The following is a 21,421-nucleotide window of genomic DNA, read 5'->3' as shown; positions in this document are numbered from 1 at the left end:
ACTATGAAAAATGTAAAAAAATGTAATTATCTGTATAAAACTAAATTTTCCAAAAACATACAGAAAACTTTACTATTATGCAAAAACATAATATAGTATAAATTAAGGATGAAAACGTTAGTTAATGAAGTAACTAAAACATTACAGTGTGACAAAATATGTTTTTACAAAGAAATTTTAGATTACATCATAATCCACATGTAAATGGATTAGGGCACGATCATAACCATGAAGATGGATTCACAGGGGTTCATTCACATGATCATGATTATACGCATGATTATACGCATGAGCATGACCACAATGGGGAACATGGGCATAGACACGAGTAAAAATTAGATATTATGAAATAAAGCCATGAAGGTTTTACTTAAGAAAAAGGTCTGTTTTTGTACCTTTATTTAAGTGACTTCATGGCTTTAATATTTTTTAGGGATAATTTACTAAACATATGAAAAATGGGGGAAATAAAAATGATAAAAAGTAAAAGTTTAAAAAAGTTTATAGCATTAATGGCTATAGCAGGGTTAACACTTAGCGTTGTAGGTTGCTCATCAAACAACAATAAAGAATCTAAATCATCAGATACAAAAGTCGAATCAAGTAATTTTAAAACAGTAGAGTATGTTTATTCAGATGGAGCTAAAGACTATAATGTAAAAGTTGATGCACCAAAACAAAAAGCAGTTACATTATCTCAATTCATGACAGAAATGTTATTAGCTCTTGATTTAGGGGATAGAATGGTTGGAACGGCTCTTTTAGATAACCCAATACTTCCACAATTTGAAGCTGCATATAAAAAAATACCTGAGCTTAAAGTAGGAGAAGGTCACTCTATATCTAAAGAGGCTTTTGTAGCTACTGGAGCAGATTTTGTTAGTGGATGGGATTCTTCTATAAATGAGCAAACAACAGGGTCTCCTCAAGAACTTATAGATAAAGGAGTAGCTCCTTTTATGGCATCAGCATATAAGCCGGATGCAACAATAAATAATGTATATGATGACTTTAGCTTACTTGGAAAAATATTTGGAGTAGAAGATAAAGCTACTGAAGTTGTAAATAAAATGAAAAGTGATATAAAAGTTGTAGAGGATAAAGTTGGAGATGTAAAAGAAGAAGATAGAGTTAAAATGATGGTTTATGACTCTGGAGAAAAAGATGCAATGGTAGTTGGATCAGGGCTTGCAAATAATTTAATAGAAATAGCTGGAGGAAACAACGTATTTGGAAAGGATGCTAAAAAACCTTATATAAATGTTTCTTGGGAAAGCATAGTACAAAAAAACCCAGAAGTAATATTAGTAACAGATTTCTTAGCTGGACAACCTGTAAAAGAAAAAATTGATTATTTAAAATCAAATCCAGCACTTAAAGATGTACCTGCTATAAAAAATAATAAAATATATGTAGTTAAGTTAGCTGATTTGTCACCAGGTGTTAGAAACCCAATGGTAATAGAAGAAATGCATGGATATTTCTATGGAGATAAAAAATAATGCAAGTTTCGGTTGAAAACAAAAGAAGCCTTTCTAAAAAGAAAGGTTTCTTATTTTGGGTTATAGCTTTAACTATAATATTAGCAGGTACAATAGTTGGAGCAATAGCAGTTGGAAGTACTTATATAGAACCTGGTGAAGTATATAAAGTATTACTTAATAGATTGACAAATGGAACATTATTTAGCGGTGTAGGCGAAGTTATGACTCAAAATATAATATGGGAAATAAGATTTCCTAGAGTGATTTTAGGAGCAATATGTGGAGCAGGGCTTGCAATATGCGGGGTTTTAATGCAGTGTGTAACAAAAAATCCAATAGCAGAGCCTTACATACTTGGAATATCTGCAGGAGCTTCTTGTGGAGCGGTTTTTGTTATAGTTTTAGGTGGAGTATCAAGTGTAGGAATAAATAGTATAACTAGTGGGGCTTTTGTAGGGTCATTATTATCTGGAGTACTAGTTTTTGCAATAGGAACTCAAATGGGTAAAACTACGTCAACTACGAGGCTTGTGCTTACAGGTATGGCTATTTCTACTATATTTTCAGCATTAACAAACTTACTTATATATTCAGCTAAAAACTCAAATCAGGCTAAAAATGCATTGTTTTGGACTGTAGGTAGTTTAGGTGGAGCTAAATGGGATGTATTATTAATTCCATTTGTAGTATTATTAATTGTTATGATTGTAGCATTTATAATGTCAAAATCTTTAGATATACTTCTTTTAGGAGATGATAGTGCCATAATACTTGGAATAAATGTAAAATTAATAAAATCAGTAATATTAATACTGGCAACACTTTTAACATCTACATTAGTTGCAATAACTGGGGCTATAGGATTTATAGGATTAGTAGTTCCTCATATATGTAGAACTATAGCTGGAAGTGATCATAAAAAGCTTATAGTTTTATCTGCACTTATAGGATCTATATTTTTAATTGCATCGGACGTTTTAGCTAGAGGTCTTTTCCCTCCAGTAGAAATACCAATAGGTATAATAACATCCTTAATAGGGGGACCATTCTTCTTATATCTGATTTCTAAGAAAAATTATACATTTGGAGGAAGAGACTAATGTTTAAATTACAAGTTAAAAATTTGGAATTTAGTATAGATAAAAAAGAAATTTTAAAAGATATATCATTTGAAATACCTAAAGGATCGTTTGTTGGAATTATTGGACCAAATGGATCAGGAAAATCTACTATACTAAAAAACATATATAGGCTGTACAAGCCAGATAGCGGGCAGATACTACTTGATAATAAAAATTTACTTAATATGAAAGATAAAGACTGTGCAAAAGAAATAGCAGTTTTAGCTCAAGAAAGTAACTCTCAATTCGATTTCACTGTAGAACAAATTGTAAAAATGGGAAGGTACCCATACAAATCTGTATTTGAAGATTATTCAAAGAAAGATTTAGATATGGTTACTGACATGTTAAAACGAGTAGGGCTTGAAGATTATGTTGGAAGAAGTTTTTCAAAGCTTTCTGGAGGAGAGAAACAAAGAACTTTAATTGCAAGAGCATTAGTTCAAGATACTGAATTTTTGATTTTAGATGAGCCTACAAATCATTTGGATATAGGCTATCAAATACAGTTGATGGATTTAGTAAAAAGCTTAAATATAACTACTTTATCGGCTATACATGATATGAATATGGCTTCTATGTATTGTGATTATCTAATTGTTATGAAAGATGGAAAAATAAAAAACTGTGGAAGTGTTAAAGAAGTTATAACTGAGAAAATGTTAAAAGAAATTTTTGGGGTAAATGCATATGTAGGTGTAAATCCTATGAATAATAAATTGCAGGTATCATTTATGCATAGTCACTCACACATAAACGGAATTGGACATGATCATATACATGAAGATGGATTTACAGGGGAACATGAACACTTCCATAAGCATGCAGCATATCAAGGATAAAATAAACTCTAATTTAGAGTTTATTTTTTTATTTGTATACATAACTTAACCAATGAGATGTACTATATGGATTATGTTATATATATAACACAGAATTTTCCATGAAAATGGTTGCAAAAAGATGGTTAATAGTATATAGTATAACGTATAAGGAATAAAAAATATCAATAGTATATACTATATATTGGTGGAGGTAGTGTTAATGTGTACTTTAATAGCTTATGGGAGTAATAATGGAATAACTAAAAACTTAGCAATGTCTTTATCAGAAAAATTAGACTCAGAAGTAGATGTAAGAAATACAAAATATAATTCATCTTTTTACCTAGACAAATATGAGAATGTGTTAATAGGAATAAACCTAGAAGATGGAGAAATTTCAACTGAAATTCAAAGATTTATAGAAAATAACATAGAAGAGTTTAAATTTAAGAAATTAGGATTTTTCACAGTAAATAAAGATGAAAAACAAATAAATTATATCGATAATAATCTACCAAAAGAATTTACAGGACTTATAAACTTTGAAGAACATTTTAAAAAAGAAGATGAAGAAAAAATTTATAATTTTGTAGATGTTTTAAATAATAATTTAGCATTAGCTTATAATTAATAAAATAGCCCATTGTAATATTAACAAAATATATATTTAACAAAATCACTAGTTATATAGAAAACATATATCTAGTGATTTTTATTTTTTTAAAAGGGTAATATATATTATAATAAAATTGAGTTAAATTATATTTTTAAGGAGAAAATAAATGGGAAGATTATTAGAACTAAATATGGAGTCAGATGCATTAGAGCTTGCAAGAAATTTTTGTAGGGATAATGATTTAATGCTTTTAAGCAATAACATAGAAGATGATAGCTTACTTGTAATGGATAGAAGTTGTAATACAAAAAGAATATATATAAAGAATGACGAGTGGTCATTAACAAAATAAAAAATAGGAGTGTATACTCCTATTTTTTATTTTGTTATTAAATCTATAAATTCACTTGCTATAGATGAAATGGGAGAATCAATAAGTTTAATCCAACCAAGTGTAATTTTTGGTAAGATATCAATATTGACATAACGACCTTTGTGAGAGCTATCAAAATACAATTTTGTATAACTATTTTCTAATTTTAGTATTATAGTTGCAGCATTTACAGATTCCATTGTATAAATTAAGGCTCCATAGTCAGATACAAGTATATTATTTTTAAAAGATAATTTATTTTTATAAAAATCATTTGAATACAAAGCATTATAGTCATCATGATTACATGTAACTAATGGATATTCAAATAGATCTTCAATTACTAAATTTTCTTTATTAAATAGAGGGTGACTATCTAATATATAACCATGTAATTTACCAGAAGTTATAGGATTAAATTCAATATTTTTAGATTTAAAAAGTTTATTCCATAAGTCCATATGTTCGTTTGATATGGATATTATCCCAATATCTGCTTGTTTTCTTACAACATCATCTAAAACTTCAAAGTAGTGAGAATGTTTAATTTTAAAATTAGTAATATTGTTATTATAATTTGAATGAAGAGCTAAAAAATTATCCATTATGTAAGAAAATGATTGAGTAGATAAAGAAAAATTAATAGGAGTTAATGAATTAGAATTTGATCCTATTGCATTGATATTTTCTACGTCTTTACAAATTGACTCAGCGTATTCTAAAAATTGAGTACCCTTAGTTGTAACAGAAACACCTCTAGGAAGTCTTTGAAAAATTTTAAATCCAATATCATCCTCTAAATTCTTTATAGATGAGCTTAAATTAGGCTGAGTTAGAAGCAAATTTTTAGCTGCTTTAGATATAGATCCGCATCTTGCAATTTCAAGAGCATATACAATTTGTTCAAGTTTCATATTAATCCTCCAATCATAAGTATAAATATTATTTATATATAGGTATAAATATTTTAGATTTTTTCAAAATAATAATCAGTAGTAATATTAAATTATACATTAAGTTAAAAATACATCAAATTTATTTTAAAATATTTATTGATATTGGAGGTAATTAAAATGTTAAGATATAAAGAGAATATAAGTGAATACATAATTAAATGTAGAAGAGATTTACACCAAATACCGGAGATTGGGTTGAATTTACCAAAGACATTATATTACGTAAAAAATGAATTGGAAAATATGGGCATAGATTATAAAGAGTTTAAAACATGTACAGGACTTTCAGCATTGATAGGTAAAAAAACAAATAAAAAGGTGATAGGATTAAGAGCTGACATGGATGCGCTTCCTATAACTGAGGAAACAAAAGTAGATTTTAAGTCAACAAATGGAAATATGCATGCATGCGGGCATGATGCACATACTGCAATGCTTTTAGGTGCAGCAAAAATATTAAAAGAAAATGAAGATAAATTAAACGGTCAAGTTAAACTTATTTTTCAACCTGGGGAAGAATATGGGGGAGGTGCGAAAGTAATGATAGATGAAGGGGTTTTAGAAAATCCAAAAGTAGATGCTATTATAGCTCAACATGTTATGAGCATACCATATTTTAAACCTGGCCAGATTGTAACAAAAAAAGGAGGTATGATGGCGTCATCAGACAGATTTAAAATAAAGATTATTGGAAAAGGCGCACATGCATCAACACCAGAATTTTCAAAAGATCCAATATTTATGACAAATCAGATTATAAACATGATACAAGGAATATTAACAAGAGAAAATGATGTTCAAAATCCTATTGTAATAAGTATATCTAATATAAAAAGCGAACAACCAGCAACTCCAGTATATAATATAATACCTAATTATGTGGAGATATTAGGAACGGTAAGATGTTTAGAAAATGAGTCTAGAGATTTTGTTAACAAAAGATTAGAAGAAATTGTATCGGGTGTAACAAAGACTATGGGTGGAAGTTATGAGTATGAATATGAATATGGATATCCAGCACTTAATAATAATAATGATATGGTAGATGAATTATTAAGTGTTTGCAAAAATATATGGGGTGAAAACTCAATGATACTTTTACCTAAAGGAGCTATGGGTAGCGAGGATGCATCTTATTACTTCGAAAAAATACCTGGAGTATATTATGGATTAAACACAATAATAGAGGGAGAGGAAGTTTATCCTCTTCACAATCCAAAAGTAAAACTTAATGAAGAAGTATTTGAAAAAGGATGCAAGCTTTTAGTAGAAGGAGCAATAAATTTTTTGAATAATTAGTAACATAATTAGTCTAACTTGAATATAAATTAATATTGACAGCGATATATTTAATTGATAGAATTAAAATTAATTTTAACATGTTAAATAGAGTTATCAGGCACGTATTACTATGTGCTGGGTTTCTTAGGAAGCAGTGGATATTATAAATCCATGGGATAGTTTAAAAACTTTTCCATGGATTTTTTTATTTATAAAATTAAGGAGGTTAATTATGTTATCGGATAATTATAAAAAAGTAAAACAAGTTTTATGGATAATATTATTTGCAAACATAGGTGTTGCAATATTAAAAATAGCAATTGGTAGTATTATAAAAAGTGCAAGTATGACTGCTGATGGATTTCACTCAATATCTGATGGAACATCAAATATTGTAGGTTTAATAGGAGTATCTATTGCATCTAAGCCAAAAGATAAAGAACACCCATATGGACATAAGAAATTTGAAGTTATATCAGGTCTTTTTATAGGGGCAATGCTTTTATTTATAGGTGGTAAAATTATTTTTGAAGGTATTTTAAAATTTCAAAATCCAGTTGAACCAACAATAACAATTGGAAGTTTGCTTGTATTAATATTAACTCTTATAATAAATGTATTTGTATGTACTTATGAATATAGAATAGGTAAAAAACTAAATAGTTATATACTAATATCAGACTCACTTCATACTAAAAGTGATATATTTGTTTCTATTGGAGTTTTATTAACTTTAGTGGGGGTTAGATTAGGGTTACCAGCTATAATTGACCCTATTGCATCTTTAGTTGTTGCAGGGTTTATACTTCATGCTTCATATGAAATTTTTAAATCTACTATAGATGTTTTAGTTGATAAAGCGATAGTTGATGAAGAGGCTATAAAAGACATACTTAAAAGCTTTAATGAAATAAAAGATGTTCATAACATTAGAAGTAGAGGTAGTGAAAGTGATGTGCATATAGATATGCATATAATGGTTGAACCTAATATAACTGTTGAAAAATCTCATAAATTAAACCATGATATTGAAGCTTCTATAAGAAAGGATATAAATAAAAGCGCTCAAGTCATAATTCATATAGAACCATTTTATAATAAGAAAACCACTGATATATAAAACTTGACTATGGGTGGTACTTTAAGATATAATCCATAAATCATATACTGTTTATATAAGTAATGACGTAAAAGATAATAATTAGGAGTGAGATAGATGAAAATAGCAGTTATAATGGGTGGTATATCTTCTGAAAGAGAGGTATCACTAAGATCAGGCGAAGAGGTTTTTAACAATATAGATAGAGATAAACATGAAGCAGTAAAGATTGTATTAAATGATAAAAAAGATATATTTACTAAGGTAACAGATGATATAGATTTTGCATTTTTAGCTCTTCATGGTAAATTTGGAGAAGATGGATGTGTCCAATCTATTTTAGAAGCTATGGATATTCCATACTCAGGATGTAATCCATTAACTAGTGCTTTATGCATGGATAAAAATATGACTAAAAAAATATTAAGAGATTCTAATTTACCAACAGCTCCATGGACAGTAGTTAGAAAGATAGAAGATATAGATTACGAAGAAATAGAAAAAATAGGATATCCAGTATTTATAAAACCAAATAGTGGAGGATCAAGTGTAGCAACATTTTTAATAAAGTCTAAAGAAGAAGTATTGAATGCAGTACAAAAAGGACTAGAAGTTGATGACTGTGTTATGATAGAAAAATATATACAAGGTGGGGAGTATACATCATTTATATTAAATGGAGAAGTATTCCCTACTATATCAATAACAGCAAATTCAGAGTTTTTCGATTTTGAATCAAAATATAGTTCAAACGGTGCTACAGAAGAAGTGGTTTATTTAGAAAAAGAATTACAAGAAAAAGTAAATGAAATATCTAAAGGATGTTGGGAAGCTTTTAACTGCAAAGCTTATGTTAGAGTAGATGTAATAATAAGTGATGGAGTACCTTATGTATTAGAATTAAACACATTACCAGGAATGACACAAACTAGCTTAATTCCAAGAAGTGCAAAGGCTAACGGTATAGGATTTAGTGAGTTAATAAATAAAATAATAGAATATTCTTTAAACTAATATAAAAAACAAGCTAATTTAAAATAGAGAGATCTCTCTAAATCAAGTTAGCTTGTTTTGTTTTTTATTTATACTATTTTAAATTTTGAGATTCAAAAAATTTATCAGATTCTTCTTTTACTTCCTTTCGAAGTTTTATTACACCTATCATGTTTGTAGCTATAACACATGCTAGAGCAGAGTCTAACAATACAACTATATTATCTAATTTACATAATGCACCTATCATTATAAAGCATAAATAAATTACTCTAACAATTTTAGAGGTTTTTAACCCGAATAAATATTCAGCTTGTTTTTCACCGTAAAAAATTATTACTATTAAAGTTGATAGAACAAACATAAGCATGCAGATAGTTAAAAATCCACCACCGAATTTAGTTCCTAACACGCTTTGAATTGCCATTGAAGGCATAGCAGCAGCTTTGTCAGCGCCAACACCAGACCATGTGCCTGTAGTTAAAACTAATAATGCGGTTATTGTACATATACAAAGCGTATCTACGATCACCTCAAATACACCCCAAAGAGCTTGTCTTGCTGGATAATCAGTGACAGCAGCAGAGTGAGCAATTGTTGATGTACCCATACCTGCTTCATTTGAATAAGCTCCTCTAGCAGCTCCAGTTCTTATTGTTGCAGAAACAACAGACCCTGCAAAACCACCAGCAGCGGCAGTAGGATTAAAAGCACCTTTAAATATTAAGCTAAATGTAGCTGGTATATTTTCAAAGCTAAACAATACAACTATAAGTGCGATTAAAAAATATGCGATTGCCATAAAAGGTACTAATTTTTCTGTAACTTTCGAAATTCTTTTTATACCTCCATAAACAACTAATCCAACTATAAATACAACTGCAATGCCTGATATTACAGGTGGTATATTGATAGTTTCTGCAGTTTGGACAATAGAAGCTGACTGTGTAGCTATAGATGGAGCAATTTCTACCATTAAGAAAAATGCAAACAATGAACCTAAAATAGGCATTTTTGCGCCATTTTTAAGGTAGTACATAGGACCGCCAACATATTCACCATTTTCATTTTTAACTCTATATTTAATACCTAATATAATTTCTGAGTATTTAAGTGCACATCCAAATATTGCAATAATCCACATCCAAAATATAGCACCAGGACCTCCTGTAGCTATAGCTAGAGGTACCCCTACTATATTTGCAGCCCCTATTGTAGAAGCTAAAGCAGATGTAGCAGCTTGAAATGGAGTAATTGTTCCATCTCCTTCTCCTTTTTTAAATATTTTCCCAAATGTTTCTTTTAATATAAATGGCAATTTTGTTATTTGAAAAAATCTTAAAGTAATTGACATTGTTATCCCGCCACCAACTAATATGATTAAAATAGGATAAAGCCAGAGCCAATCTACTAAATGTTTGAAAGCATCAAACATAAAACCCCTCCCTTATAAATTTGTATGCTTGTTTTAATAAATTTTAATTGAGTCCTTTATTATTATATATGTGAATTAAAATTTAATATGTAAAAATATATTTATAGAGTAATTAATTAGATTTATAATTAAATTATTGAAGTGATAAATAACTGCAGTTAGATTTTTTAGTATTTAACTAGTTATAATTGCAAAATTCTAATGAAAATTTATATTTCTTAATTTTAAAAATCAAATATGCATAAGCATAGTAATAAGAAAAAAATAAAAAAAAATAAAAAAATTTTAAATTATATATTGCCTGTTACGTAACGTAACCCTATAGAATATAATTAGGCAATGAATTTGGGGGAGATATAATGAAAGAGGAAAAGTTATATACTACAGGTGAATTTGCTAAAAAAGCTGGTGTAACAATCAGAACTATAAGGTACTATGACACAAAAGGCATACTAAAACCATCACATCACAACGACCAAGGTCACAGGTTGTATTCAGAACAAGACTTTCTGAAATTAAAACAAATTCTAGTATTAAAATATTTAGGTCTATCATTAGATGAAGTTATGGAAATTGAAACTCAAAGCTTTGGAAAAGATGACATGGCTAATTCTTTTAAATTACAAAAAAATATCATTAAAAATAAAATAAATCATATGAAAATAATTTTAGACATAATAGAAACTGCAGAGACTAGTATGGAAAGTGCTCCAGAATTAGATTTAAATAATACAATCGATATAATAAAAATTCTGGAAAGTGAAGAGCAATTATTGCAACAGTACATAGATTCATCTAATTTAAATGCAAATATAATTTTGCAAGAAAAGTTTAGCTCAAATAAAGATGGATGGTATAACTGGGTATTTAGAAATATGGATTTAAATAAAAAATGTAGAGTACTAGAAATTGGATGTGGTAATGGAGCTTTATGGTTAAAAAATTTAAATAATATAGATTTCGATATAGATATAACACTAACAGACATTTGTCAGGACATGATAGATGAAGCTAAAGGAAACTTAGACAAATATAATAAAAATTTATCATTTAAGAGAATAAATCCTAATGATATTCCTTTTGAAGACGAAAGTTTTGATATTGTAATCGCAAATCATATATTATTTTACATGAATGACTTAGATAAAGTATTATCAGAAATACATAGAGTATTAAAGAAAAAAGGACAGTTTTATTGTTCAACTATTGGAAATGATCATATGAGAGAATTAGAACAATTATTGCTAGGATTTAATGAAAAGATGAAAATTTCTGAAGAAAGATTATCTGCTAAGTTTGGAATTGATAATGCCGAACTAATACTAAATAAATACTTTGAAAATATTGATAAATATTTGTATAAAGACAACTTAATTGTAAATGACACAAAAGCTATATTAGAGTACATATACACTATTCCAGGTAATATTTTAGAAATAGTAGATAATAAGAAAAAAGATTTTGAATTTTATATTGATAAAAATATAAAAAAAAGTAACGCAATTAATATAACTAATAGTCACATTTTATTTAAAAGTAATAAATTATAAAATTAGGTTTTAATAAATTTAGATTTTGTAGCTATAAGCAACCATGTTAAATAATAAACAAAAAAATTGAATTTAAAACATTAACAGCTATAAAATATAAAATTTTTTAAATATACCATTAAATTATTGACATATTAATAATAAAAAAAACATAAGATTTAATTGAATGAAGGGGGAATTATTATGGGAATTACAGTAACAAGTGAAATAAAGCCATTAAGAAAAGTTCTACTTCATAGGCCAGGGGAAGAAATAGAAAACTTAACGCCTGAATATTTGGAAAGGTTATTATTTGATGACATTCCATTTTTAGAAGTAGCTCAGCAAGAGCATGATGCATTTGCTGATACGTTAAGATCTAATGGGGTAGAGGTTGTATATTTACATGAATTAGCAGCTGAAGCTATAGAAGATGAGGAGATAAAAGAAAAATTTATAAATCAATTCATACAAGAGGCTGGAATTAAAAGTGAGGAACTTCAAAAAAATGTTTATAAGTTTCTCAAAACATTTGAAAATAATGAAGAATTAATAAGAAAAACTATGGCAGGTATAAATAAAAATGAATTACCACAATTAAGTAAAAAAAGTTTATCAGATTTAACTGCTGATGAATATCCTTTTGTAGCTGATCCTATGCCAAATCTATATTTTACAAGAGATCCATTTGCAAGTATTGGAAATGGAGTCAGTTTAAATAAAATGTATTCAGTGACTAGAAATAGAGAAACTTTATATGCAGATTATATATTTAAATATCATAAAGACTTTAAAGGAAAAGTAGAAAGATTTTATGATAGAGATTTTGAGTTTCATATAGAAGGTGGAGATATATTAAATTTAACTGAAAAAACTCTAGCAATAGGTATATCACAAAGAACAGAAGCTTCAGCAATAGAGCATATAGCTAAGCAAATTTTCTTCAATAGTAATAATCAAAAAATAGAAACTATCCTAGCAGTCAACATTCCAAATAATAGAGCAATGATGCATCTAGATACAGTATTTACACAAATAGATGTTGATAAATTTACTATACATCCAGGAATACAAGGACCATTACAAGTATTTGAAATAACAAAAGGCAAATGCCAAGAACTTAATATAAAAGAAGTCAATGAAGAGTTGGAATGTATATTAGCTAAACATCTTGAAGTTGACAAAGTCAAATTAATACAGTGTGGAGGTGGAGATAAAGTTATAGCAGATAGAGAACAATGGAATGATGGTTCAAACACATTGTGCATAAAACCAGGTGAAGTAATAGTATATTCTAGAAATTATGTTACTAATAAATTATTAGTAGATAATGGAATTAAAATACACGTAATACCGTCAAGTGAATTATCAAGAGGGCGTGGGGGTCCAAGATGTATGTCGATGCCTTTAATTAGAGAATTATAAAATTAAAAATATATTATTAGGAGGAATAACAAATGGGAGTTAATTTAAGAGGTCGTTCATTTTTAAAATTATTAGATTTTTCAAGCGAGGAGATAAGATACTTATTAGATTTATCTAAAAACTTAAAAGATTTAAAAAGAGCTGGAGTAGTTAATAAAACTTTAAATGGAAAAAATGTTGCAATTTTATTTGAAAAAGATTCAACTAGAACTAGATGCTCTTTCGAGGTTGGAGCAATGGATTTAGGAATGGGAGTTACATACTTAGGACCTACAGGTTCTCAAATGGGCAAAAAAGAATCTATAGCAGATACTGCTAGAGTTTTAGGAAGAATGTATGATGGTATAGAATATAGAGGTTTTTCACAAGAAATAGTAGAGGAATTAGCAGCTTACGCAGGAGTGCCAGTATGGAATGGATTAACTACTGAATTCCATCCAACTCAAATGATAGCTGACTTATTAACTATAGAAGAAAAATTAGGAAGATTAAAAGGTGTCAACTTTGTTTATATGGGAGATGCAAGAAACAATATGGGTAACTCTTTAATGGTTGCTTGTGCTAAGATGGGTCTTAATTTTACGGCTTGTGCTCCAAGTGAATTATTCCCAGCGGAAGATTTGGTAAATACATGCAAGGAAATAGCTAGTCAAAATGGATGCACTATAACATTAACAGAAGATGTTATGGCGGGCACTAAAAATGCTGATGTTATATATACAGATGTTTGGGTGTCTATGGGTGAGCCAGATGAAGTTTGGGAAGCTAGAATAAAACAATTAAAACCTTTCCAAGTTAATAAACAAGTTATGAATAATGCTAATCCAGAAGCAATATTTATGCACTGCTTACCAGCATTCCATGATTTGAAAACTAGAGTTGGAGCAGAGATGCATGAAAAATTTGGTATAACTGAAATGGAAGTTACAGATGAAGTATTTGAATCTAAGCAATCAGTTGTATTTGATGAAGCTGAAAATAGAATGCATACAATAAAAGCTATAATGGCAGCTACAATAGGCCAGTAACAAATAATATAAAATTAAAAACTTTTCATATTAAAAATATATATGATAAGTAAATTTCATTGAAATATACTTAATGGGAGAATGAGATTATGAAAAGATTAGTTATAGCATTAGGGGGAAATGCCTTAGGGAATAACCCAAAGGAGCAGTTAGATTTAGTTAAACACACTGCAAAAACAATCGTAGACTTACATGAAGATGGATATAATGTAATTGTTGGGCATGGCAATGGACCGCAAGTAGGGATGATAAACTTAGCTATGGATTTTGCATCTCAAAATGGAGCTAATACGCCAATTATGCCATTTGCAGAGTGTGGATCAATGAGTCAGGGTTATATAGGATATCACTTGCAACAGTCTATAGAAAATGAATTAAATGCAAGAAATTTAAAAAGCAATGTTGCATCTATTGTAACTCAAGTTATAGTAGATAAAAATGATGATGCTTTTAAAAACTTAACAAAGCCAGTTGGGATGTTTTATTCAAAAGAAGAAGCTGAAAAAATTTCTAATGAAAAAGGATTTAAGTTTGTAGAAGATGCAGGAAGAGGGTACAGAAGAGTTGTTGCATCACCTAAACCTCAAAAAATAGTTGAGCTAGATACTGTTAAACAATTAGTCGATAGTGGAAGCATAGTTATAACTGTTGGTGGTGGAGGTATACCAGTAATTCAAAATTCAGATGGATCACTTCAAGGAGTAGATGCAGTTATAGATAAAGATAAATCTAGTGCTCAATTAGCAAAAGATTTAGATGCAGAAATGCTATTAATTTTAACTGCTGTTGATAAGGTTTCTATAAACTTTAATAAACCTAACCAGAAGGATTTAGATTCTATAAATCTAGATGAAGCGATTGAATTTTCAAAGCAAGGACACTTTGCAAAAGGTTCTATGTTACCGAAAATAGAAGCTTGTATAGATTTTGTAGAATCATCTACAAATGGGAAAGCTTTAATAACATCATTAGAAAAAGCTAAAGAAGCTTTACATGGAAAAACTGGAACTATAATATATAAAAGAAAATAAAAGTAAAATTATATAAACAAACATTACTAAAAAGGGCTGACTCGAAATCTATGGCAAATGGTAAACATATAATTGAAATATATATTTATCCATTAGCAATTTAAATTTTGAGTCAGCCCTTTTGTAAAATAAATAATAAAGGGGTACGGAAAATGTTAAATAAAAAAAGTAAATTTAAATTCCCCTCTGCATACACAGTTTTACTAGCTATAATGATATTTATAGCCTTAGCGACACAATTTGTTCCAGGGGTAAAAAATGCTAAATTATCAGATGTTGTTATGGCACCTGTTACAGGGATGATAGGAGTTAAAGATGTTAATTTAGAAAGTGAAATAAATGATTCTATGAATTCTGGTGGAGTAGAAAGTGCTCTCAAAACAATAAATAGTAAAGAAGAAGCATTAGTTAGTGTAACTAATGTGGGGCAGGTTAAGGGAGCTATTGATGTTTCACTATTTGTTCTTATAATAGGTGGGTTTCTAGGAGTTGTAACTAAAACGGGGGCATTAGATGCTGGTGTAGGCGGTCTGGTAAGACGTCTTAAAGGAAAAGAATTGATGCTAATACCAGTATTAATGATAATTTTTTCACTAGGAGGTACATCTTATGGTATGGCAGAAGAATCATTAGCATTTTATGCACTTATAACTGCCACTATGATAGCAGCTGGTTTTGATCCTATTGTAGGGGCGTCTATACTATTGTTAGGCTGTGGGTGTGGAGTATTAGGGTCCACGGTTAATCCATTTGCCATAGGAGCAGCTGTTTCAGCAGCAGGTGCGGCAGGAGTTCAAATAAATCAAGGAACTATAATAATAATAGGTATTGTTTTATGGATTGTAACTTTATCTATATCTATAATTTATGTAATGAGATATGCTAAGAAAGTACACTTGGATAAGTCAAACACTATATTGTCTAAAAAAGAAATTATGGATGCTAATGAATCATTTAGTAGAAATAAAGAGGAAATATTAGAACTTACAGGAAAAAGAAAATCTGTACTTGTGTTATTTGTTTTATCATTTGTAGTTATGATTTTAGGCGTTGTTCCATGGAGCGACTTTGGAATAAAAATGTTTGAAAATTCAACAGCATGGTTAAACGGAGCTTCATTAGGATCATGGTGGTTCCCTGAGTTAACATCATGGTTTTTCATAATGGCTGTGATAATAGGATTAGTGTATAGAATGTCAGAACGCGATATTGTAAGTTCATTTATTTCAGGTTGCGAAGATATGGTGGGAGTTGCTTTAGTAATTGGGATATCAAGAGGAATATCTTTTATGATGGCAAATGCGGGATTAGATATATATATATTAGATAAAGCATCTGGGGTATTGAGTGGAGTATCAGGAATTTTATTTGCAAATATGGCTTACATTATTTATATAGGTCTATCATTTTTAGTACCATCTACATCGGGGCTAGCATCAGTATCTATGCCTATATTTGCCCCGCTTGCTCAGAAATTAAATATTGCACCTGAAATTGTAGTTTCAGCGTTTTCAGCAGGAAGTGGTATAGTTAACTTAATAACTCCGACATCTGGAGTTGTAATGGGAGGATTGGCAATATCTAAAATTGATTATGTAACATGGGTGAAGTTTATAGGCAAATTACTATTAATTTTATTTATTGCTACATTATTAATATTAGCTATAATGCCGGTGGTATTAGGAATATAAACATAATTCAAAATAAAATTAATTACGGGTGATGTCTATGAGTTTGGTAAGTTTGCTTAGTTTATTATATTTAATTTTTACTTTTGTTCTTATAATAAAGAAAAAAACTATGGGAAAGACATATATTGCATTTGGTGCAATGACATATACATTTGTAATTTTATATTCATCGATACCTAATATGCCTATTAAATTTCAAGAACTAAGTATATTTATTGCATTTTCACTTATGATAATTCTATTTGGCATAATGAGTGGAACTATACTTACTATATTGAACAAAAGTGAAAAAGCATCAATTAGAACAGCAAGTATATTTTCATTTTTATTGATAATAACAATGTTTAATATCAAAGGATATTTAACTTATATGTATATTCCTATATTAGTGTATATGTTACAGAGTAAGGTTAATTTAAATTTTAAATTGAAATAATTATAATAAGGGCTTATTCAAGATATTAAGATGTCTTGAATAAGTCCTTTTATTATTAAAATATCAATATATAATTGCAAGTTGTATAAAATAATTGATATTATATTAAATAGGACTAAAAATGGTAAGAGGTGATTAAGTGCTATTTTCAAATTTAAAACTAAATGATGAACAGCCAATATATATACAAATCAAAGAGTATATAGATGATATGATAAATAAAGGGTTAATACCAGATAATAGTAAATTGCCATCAACAAGGGAATTAAGTCAGTTTTTAAATGTAAGTAGAAATTCTATAATTTCTGCATATGAGGAATTAAAAGCAGATGGTGTAATTTACTCAGTTTATGGAAAAGGAACTTTCGTAAATCATAAAAATGTATCTGTGAATAAATCTTGGAATATAGATTTTAGCTGTCTTGAAAATGAACAGACAAAAATAGCTAATGATATGGATATTGTAAAAAATGAAATTCCATGGAGGAGTGATTTAATATCTTTTAAAAGTATAGCTCCAAATGGAGAGCTATTTGATATAGATGAGTTTAAAAAGGCCTTTTTAAATAGACTATCACTAGAGGGTCACAAAATTTTAAACTATGGATATGCAAAAGGATACAAGCCGCTTATAGATTATTTACTTAGCTATATGAATAGTAAAGGGGTAGATACAAGCAATAAAGATATATTAATAACTAATGGATTTACAGAGGGGCTGGAGCTTATTCTATCGTCATTTACAAATAAAGGTGATTATATAATATGTGAAAATCCAACTCACAATACAGCAAAAAAGATATTTAAATTTTTAGGATTAAATATTGTAGGCATAGATATAAATAATAATGGATTAAATTTTAACATGCTAGAAGAAAAATTAGATTTTTTAGAAGAAAAAGGAATTAAGCCTAAGTTTGCGTATATAACTCCATCATACCATAATCCAACAGGACTAGTTATGGATCCAGAGAATAGATACAAGTTCTATAAATTAATGAAAAAACATAATACTCCAATAATAGAAGATGGATTTAATGAAGAGTTACTGTATTCTAGTTCTCATATATTTCCAATTGCATCTTTAGATAATTTAAATAATGGAGTTGTATATATAGGAAGTTTTTCAAAAATACTTTTCCCAGGGCTTAGAATAGGATGGATATTATGTGATAAAACTGTGATTTCAAGGCTTGAAAGTGTAAAAAGGTGCAAGAGTATTCATGTTTCATTTTTAGATCAAGCAGTTCTTTACGACTATCTGAGTAATGGAGCATTTGAAAAATATGTAAAAAAAATAAAGAAGTTTTATGGAGAAAAGTTTAACTATGCATATGAATGCGTAAATAAATACATACCAAATGAATATATACTGGGTGAAGGTGGACTTCATATTTTTATAAAGCTAAAAAATATAAATTCGAGGGAATTATTGGAAAGATGTTATGAAAAAGGCGTTATATTCATGCCAGGAGATATATTTTATGTAAATGAAAAAGGTAAAGATACATTAAGGCTAGGATTTTCTAGACTTTCATTTGAGGAGATTGAAAAAGGAATAAAAATTATAGGAGAGTCAATAAATTCATTTCACAACTAAAAAAATACATTTCACAACCAAATGCGACTTAAATCTACTTTTATTTTATATAATATAGTAATAAATATTAAAAAATTTATAGATTAAAAAAATTAAAGGGGGTTTATATGAGTGGTAAAAATGAACCATAACTTAGCTGAAAATAAAAGTGATTTAGGGTTTGCATTAGGGGAGTCAGTTTTAAATGCAGTATTTTATAAAGACTTAAAGGGGATATATATTTATTGCAATAGAGAGTTTTGTAATTGTTTAGGACTGACATCTAACCAAATCATAGGAAAAACAGATAAAGATATATACAGACATAATAAACAATCTAAAATTTTTGAAGAAAAAGACAAAGAAGTAATTACATATAAATCAAAGAGAATATATCAAACAGAAATAGAAATGCAAAATCAAAAAAGAAAACATATAGAAATAACAAAAACTCCGATGTTAGATAGTAAAAATCAAGTTTGCGGAATTGTTGGAATGGTCAGAGATATAACTAATACAGCATATATATATGAAGAAATAGAAAAATTAAAATCTGATTTCTTTTCAAATTTATATCATGAACTAGGAACACCAATCAATGCAATTACTAGTTCATTACAATTATTGAGTTTTAATATTGATTCAATGCGAAAAGTTGATGTAGATGAAATTAAATACATTAGTGATATTATAAAAAAAAATAGTTTCAGATTGTTAAAACTTACTAATAATCTTGTTTATGTAACTAAATTAGATTCAAATGAGATAAAATGCAATTTTAAAATTGGAGATATCGTCTACTTTATAGAAAATATTTGTATAAAAACTGCTCTATTTTGTGAAGAAAAGGGTATAAGTTTAATCTTCGATACAAATGAAGAAGAACATATTGGGGAATTTGATGAAAATATTATTGAAAAAATTTTATTAAACTTATTATCTAATGCAATAAAATATAACAAGAAAAATGGGCAAATAGAAGTTGTATTAACTTGTGAAGAAGATTATATTACTATAAAAGTTAAAGATGATGGAGTTGGTATACCAAATAGATATACAAAATGTATTTTTGAAAAATTAAGCTATGTGGATGATAGATTAGTAAAACTAAACGAAGGAAGTGGATTAGGTTTATATATAACTAACTCATTAGTGAACATATATGGGGGGAATATAGATGTGAATACTTCTTTAGATGAAGGTAGTGAGTTTATTGTAAAACTTCCGTTTAAAAATGGTAATTCAAAAGATAAAGTATCTACTCCATGTGTAATAAGTGGATTTGATCCTATGAGTATAGAATTTTCCGATATATATTAATAGAGTTAAAAAATATGATTAAAATAATAATTTATATAAGCCTGTGATAATAAAGATGGAAATTTATGTTTCTATCTTTATTATCGTTTACGCTATATATTATAAATGTTATTATAAAAAGTAATTATATTACAAATAAAAAATGGAAGGTGTTATAAGGTTGAAAATAGCTATTTGTGACGACGAAAAAATATACAGAGACACAGTGAAAAGTTATATAGCTAAATTTTCAAAATCAATAGATACAAGTATTACTATTTTTGAGTATGATTCAGGACTGAAACTTTTAGATGATATTAATGATAAAGATTTTGATTTAATTATATTGGATATAGTTATGGACGATATAGATGGAATTGAAACTGCTAAAAAGATAAGATTCTTAGATAAAGAAGTATGCATAGTTTTTCTTACTAATTACTCAGAATATGCAATTAAGGGATATGGACTAAATGTATATGAATATTTGCTTAAAGAATCATTAAATGAGGAGAAATTAAAAAAAATTATTTTAGAGGTAAAAAAAAATCAAAAAACTAGGACTATAGTTTTAAAAATGCAAAAAGAAATTGTTAAATTCAATGTAGATAGTATATATTTCTTTGAAGTAAACAATAGAACTATAACCGTACACTATGATTTTAATGGAGAATATGAAACTAAATCATTTTATGGAAAGTTAGAAGATATAGAAAAACAGTTAGATGTGAATTTTTTTTATAGGAGTCATAGAAGTTATATCGTTAATATAAAAAAGATACGAAAAATAGCTTCAAGAGAAATATTTTTTGATATTTCACAAAAAGCTATGGTTAGTAGGCTAAAGATTTTAGAGCTAAAAGAAAAATATATAAATTACAATTTAAAAGATTAACGTATAACAATAGGAGGACAATTTGTTTGTTTACATAGTTGGATTAATCGGATTTATAATTTTCATATATTATAGTTATTTTAGATCTATAAAAATTACATATAAAGATATTGTGTCTATGATTATAATAATATTATTGCCTTTATTTACAACAATAATGGAGATATACAATACAACTTTATACATAATAATATTTTCATTAATTTCACTTTTAATAATATATATATACATAAAGAAGTTAAAAGTTAAAACCAGTATAATTTTAATGAGTTTTACAATTTTAAAATATGCACTATATTCAAATTTAATAGCATCTATAATATATG

21 protein-coding genes are annotated in these 21,421 nt (G+C 28.0%); 19 read left to right on the top strand and 2 right to left on the bottom strand.

Annotated elements, in window-relative coordinates; translation table 11 throughout:
• Positions 1-158: 158 nt before the first annotated feature.
• The 6 genes from RWY47_RS05100 to RWY47_RS05075 all read left to right on the top strand — a co-directional run bounded on the left by RWY47_RS05100 (position 159) and on the right by RWY47_RS05075 (position 4,397).
• Entirely contained in the window at positions 159-332 is a 174-nt protein-coding gene (locus RWY47_RS05100; RefSeq protein WP_167402902.1) for a hypothetical protein, read from the top strand.
• Between the two features lie 141 nt (positions 333-473).
• Entirely contained in the window at positions 474-1,502 is a 1,029-nt protein-coding gene (locus RWY47_RS05095; protein ID WP_025162104.1) for an ABC transporter substrate-binding protein, read from the top strand.
• A complete protein-coding gene (locus RWY47_RS05090) occupies positions 1,502-2,584 on the top strand; it encodes a FecCD family ABC transporter permease (RefSeq protein WP_150843080.1) in 1,083 nt (360 codons plus the stop codon). Before RWY47_RS05095 ends, RWY47_RS05090 begins: the two co-directional genes overlap by 1 nt.
• On the top strand, positions 2,584-3,447 hold the full coding sequence (locus RWY47_RS05085; protein WP_025162102.1) for an ABC transporter ATP-binding protein: 864 nt from the start codon (positions 2,584-2,586) through the stop codon (positions 3,445-3,447). The genes RWY47_RS05090 and RWY47_RS05085 overlap by 1 nt, the downstream gene beginning before the upstream one ends.
• A gap of 202 nt (positions 3,448-3,649) precedes the next feature.
• The gene (locus RWY47_RS05080) at positions 3,650-4,060 is read left to right on the top strand and encodes a flavodoxin domain-containing protein (RefSeq protein ID WP_021430513.1); all 411 of its coding nucleotides are present in this window, start codon (positions 3,650-3,652) and stop codon (positions 4,058-4,060) included.
• 151 nt (positions 4,061-4,211) lie between these two features.
• A complete protein-coding gene (locus RWY47_RS05075; RefSeq protein ID WP_021430512.1) occupies positions 4,212-4,397 on the top strand; it encodes a hypothetical protein in 186 nt (61 codons plus the stop codon).
• A 26-nt stretch (positions 4,398-4,423) separates the two neighbouring features.
• On the opposite strand, the gene RWY47_RS05070 is transcribed toward RWY47_RS05075, so the two are convergent.
• Positions 4,424-5,332, bottom strand: coding sequence for a LysR family transcriptional regulator (locus tag RWY47_RS05070; protein WP_168930804.1), 909 nt, complete (start codon positions 5,330-5,332; stop codon positions 4,424-4,426).
• A 159-nt stretch (positions 5,333-5,491) separates the two neighbouring features.
• On the opposite strand from RWY47_RS05070, the gene RWY47_RS05065 reads away from it, so the two are divergent.
• The 3 genes from RWY47_RS05065 (at position 5,492) to RWY47_RS05055 (ending at position 8,768) form a co-directional block, all read left to right on the top strand.
• Positions 5,492-6,673: a M20 metallopeptidase family protein gene (locus RWY47_RS05065; RefSeq protein ID WP_150843079.1), complete on the top strand. Its 1,182-nt coding sequence runs from the start codon at positions 5,492-5,494 to the stop codon at positions 6,671-6,673.
• Positions 6,674-6,887: 214 nt separating this feature from the next.
• Positions 6,888-7,775 carry a cation diffusion facilitator family transporter gene (locus tag RWY47_RS05060; RefSeq protein ID WP_150843078.1) on the top strand — a complete coding sequence of 296 codons (888 nt, stop codon included), beginning with the start codon at positions 6,888-6,890 and terminating at the stop codon, positions 7,773-7,775.
• 96 nt (positions 7,776-7,871) lie between these two features.
• Positions 7,872-8,768, top strand: a complete 897-nt coding sequence (locus tag RWY47_RS05055; protein WP_150843077.1) for a D-alanine--D-alanine ligase — start codon at positions 7,872-7,874, stop codon at positions 8,766-8,768.
• 73 nt (positions 8,769-8,841) lie between these two features.
• Here the strand turns inward: RWY47_RS05055 and RWY47_RS05050 are convergent, their stop codons facing one another.
• On the bottom strand, positions 8,842-10,182 hold the full coding sequence (locus RWY47_RS05050) for an alanine/glycine:cation symporter family protein (protein ID WP_021430505.1): 1,341 nt from the start codon (positions 10,180-10,182) through the stop codon (positions 8,842-8,844).
• A 359-nt stretch (positions 10,183-10,541) separates the two neighbouring features.
• On the opposite strand from RWY47_RS05050, the gene RWY47_RS05045 reads away from it, so the two are divergent.
• From RWY47_RS05045 to RWY47_RS05000, 10 genes are all read left to right on the top strand, one after another.
• On the top strand, positions 10,542-11,732 hold the full coding sequence (locus RWY47_RS05045; protein WP_168930808.1) for a MerR family transcriptional regulator: 1,191 nt from the start codon (positions 10,542-10,544) through the stop codon (positions 11,730-11,732).
• A 183-nt stretch (positions 11,733-11,915) separates the two neighbouring features.
• Positions 11,916-13,136 (top strand): arginine deiminase, encoded by a 1,221-nt coding sequence (gene arcA, locus RWY47_RS05040; protein ID WP_206198368.1) that lies wholly within the window; start codon positions 11,916-11,918, stop codon positions 13,134-13,136.
• Between the two features lie 32 nt (positions 13,137-13,168).
• Positions 13,169-14,164 carry an ornithine carbamoyltransferase gene (gene argF / locus RWY47_RS05035; RefSeq protein WP_021430502.1) on the top strand — a complete coding sequence of 332 codons (996 nt, stop codon included), beginning with the start codon at positions 13,169-13,171 and terminating at the stop codon, positions 14,162-14,164.
• Between the two features lie 89 nt (positions 14,165-14,253).
• Positions 14,254-15,195, top strand: a complete 942-nt coding sequence (gene arcC, locus RWY47_RS05030) for a carbamate kinase (protein ID WP_021430501.1) — start codon at positions 14,254-14,256, stop codon at positions 15,193-15,195.
• A gap of 152 nt (positions 15,196-15,347) precedes the next feature.
• The gene (locus RWY47_RS05025; protein WP_150843075.1) at positions 15,348-16,886 is read left to right on the top strand and encodes a YfcC family protein; all 1,539 of its coding nucleotides are present in this window, start codon (positions 15,348-15,350) and stop codon (positions 16,884-16,886) included.
• A gap of 37 nt (positions 16,887-16,923) precedes the next feature.
• A complete protein-coding gene (locus RWY47_RS05020) occupies positions 16,924-17,322 on the top strand; it encodes a hypothetical protein (protein ID WP_142730007.1) in 399 nt (132 codons plus the stop codon).
• A gap of 139 nt (positions 17,323-17,461) precedes the next feature.
• Positions 17,462-18,922 carry a MocR-like pyridoxine biosynthesis transcription factor PdxR gene (gene pdxR, locus RWY47_RS05015; RefSeq protein ID WP_168930812.1) on the top strand — a complete coding sequence of 487 codons (1,461 nt, stop codon included), beginning with the start codon at positions 17,462-17,464 and terminating at the stop codon, positions 18,920-18,922.
• Positions 18,923-19,042: 120 nt separating this feature from the next.
• A complete protein-coding gene (locus RWY47_RS05010; RefSeq protein WP_224170917.1) occupies positions 19,043-20,221 on the top strand; it encodes a PAS domain-containing sensor histidine kinase in 1,179 nt (392 codons plus the stop codon).
• A 160-nt stretch (positions 20,222-20,381) separates the two neighbouring features.
• Complete coding sequence (locus RWY47_RS05005) at positions 20,382-21,095, top strand: LytR/AlgR family response regulator transcription factor (protein ID WP_025162548.1); 714 nt, start codon at positions 20,382-20,384, stop codon at positions 21,093-21,095.
• Positions 21,096-21,117: 22 nt separating this feature from the next.
• The coding region (locus RWY47_RS05000; protein ID WP_316030262.1) for a hypothetical protein at positions 21,118-21,421 on the top strand (304 nt) is incomplete at its 3' end.

This window comes from Paraclostridium sp. MRS3W1 (assembly GCF_032465715.1).
Lineage (GTDB): Bacteria > Bacillota > Clostridia > Peptostreptococcales > Peptostreptococcaceae > Paraclostridium > Paraclostridium dentum.
This window is presented reverse-complemented; position numbering and strand designations above follow the sequence as displayed.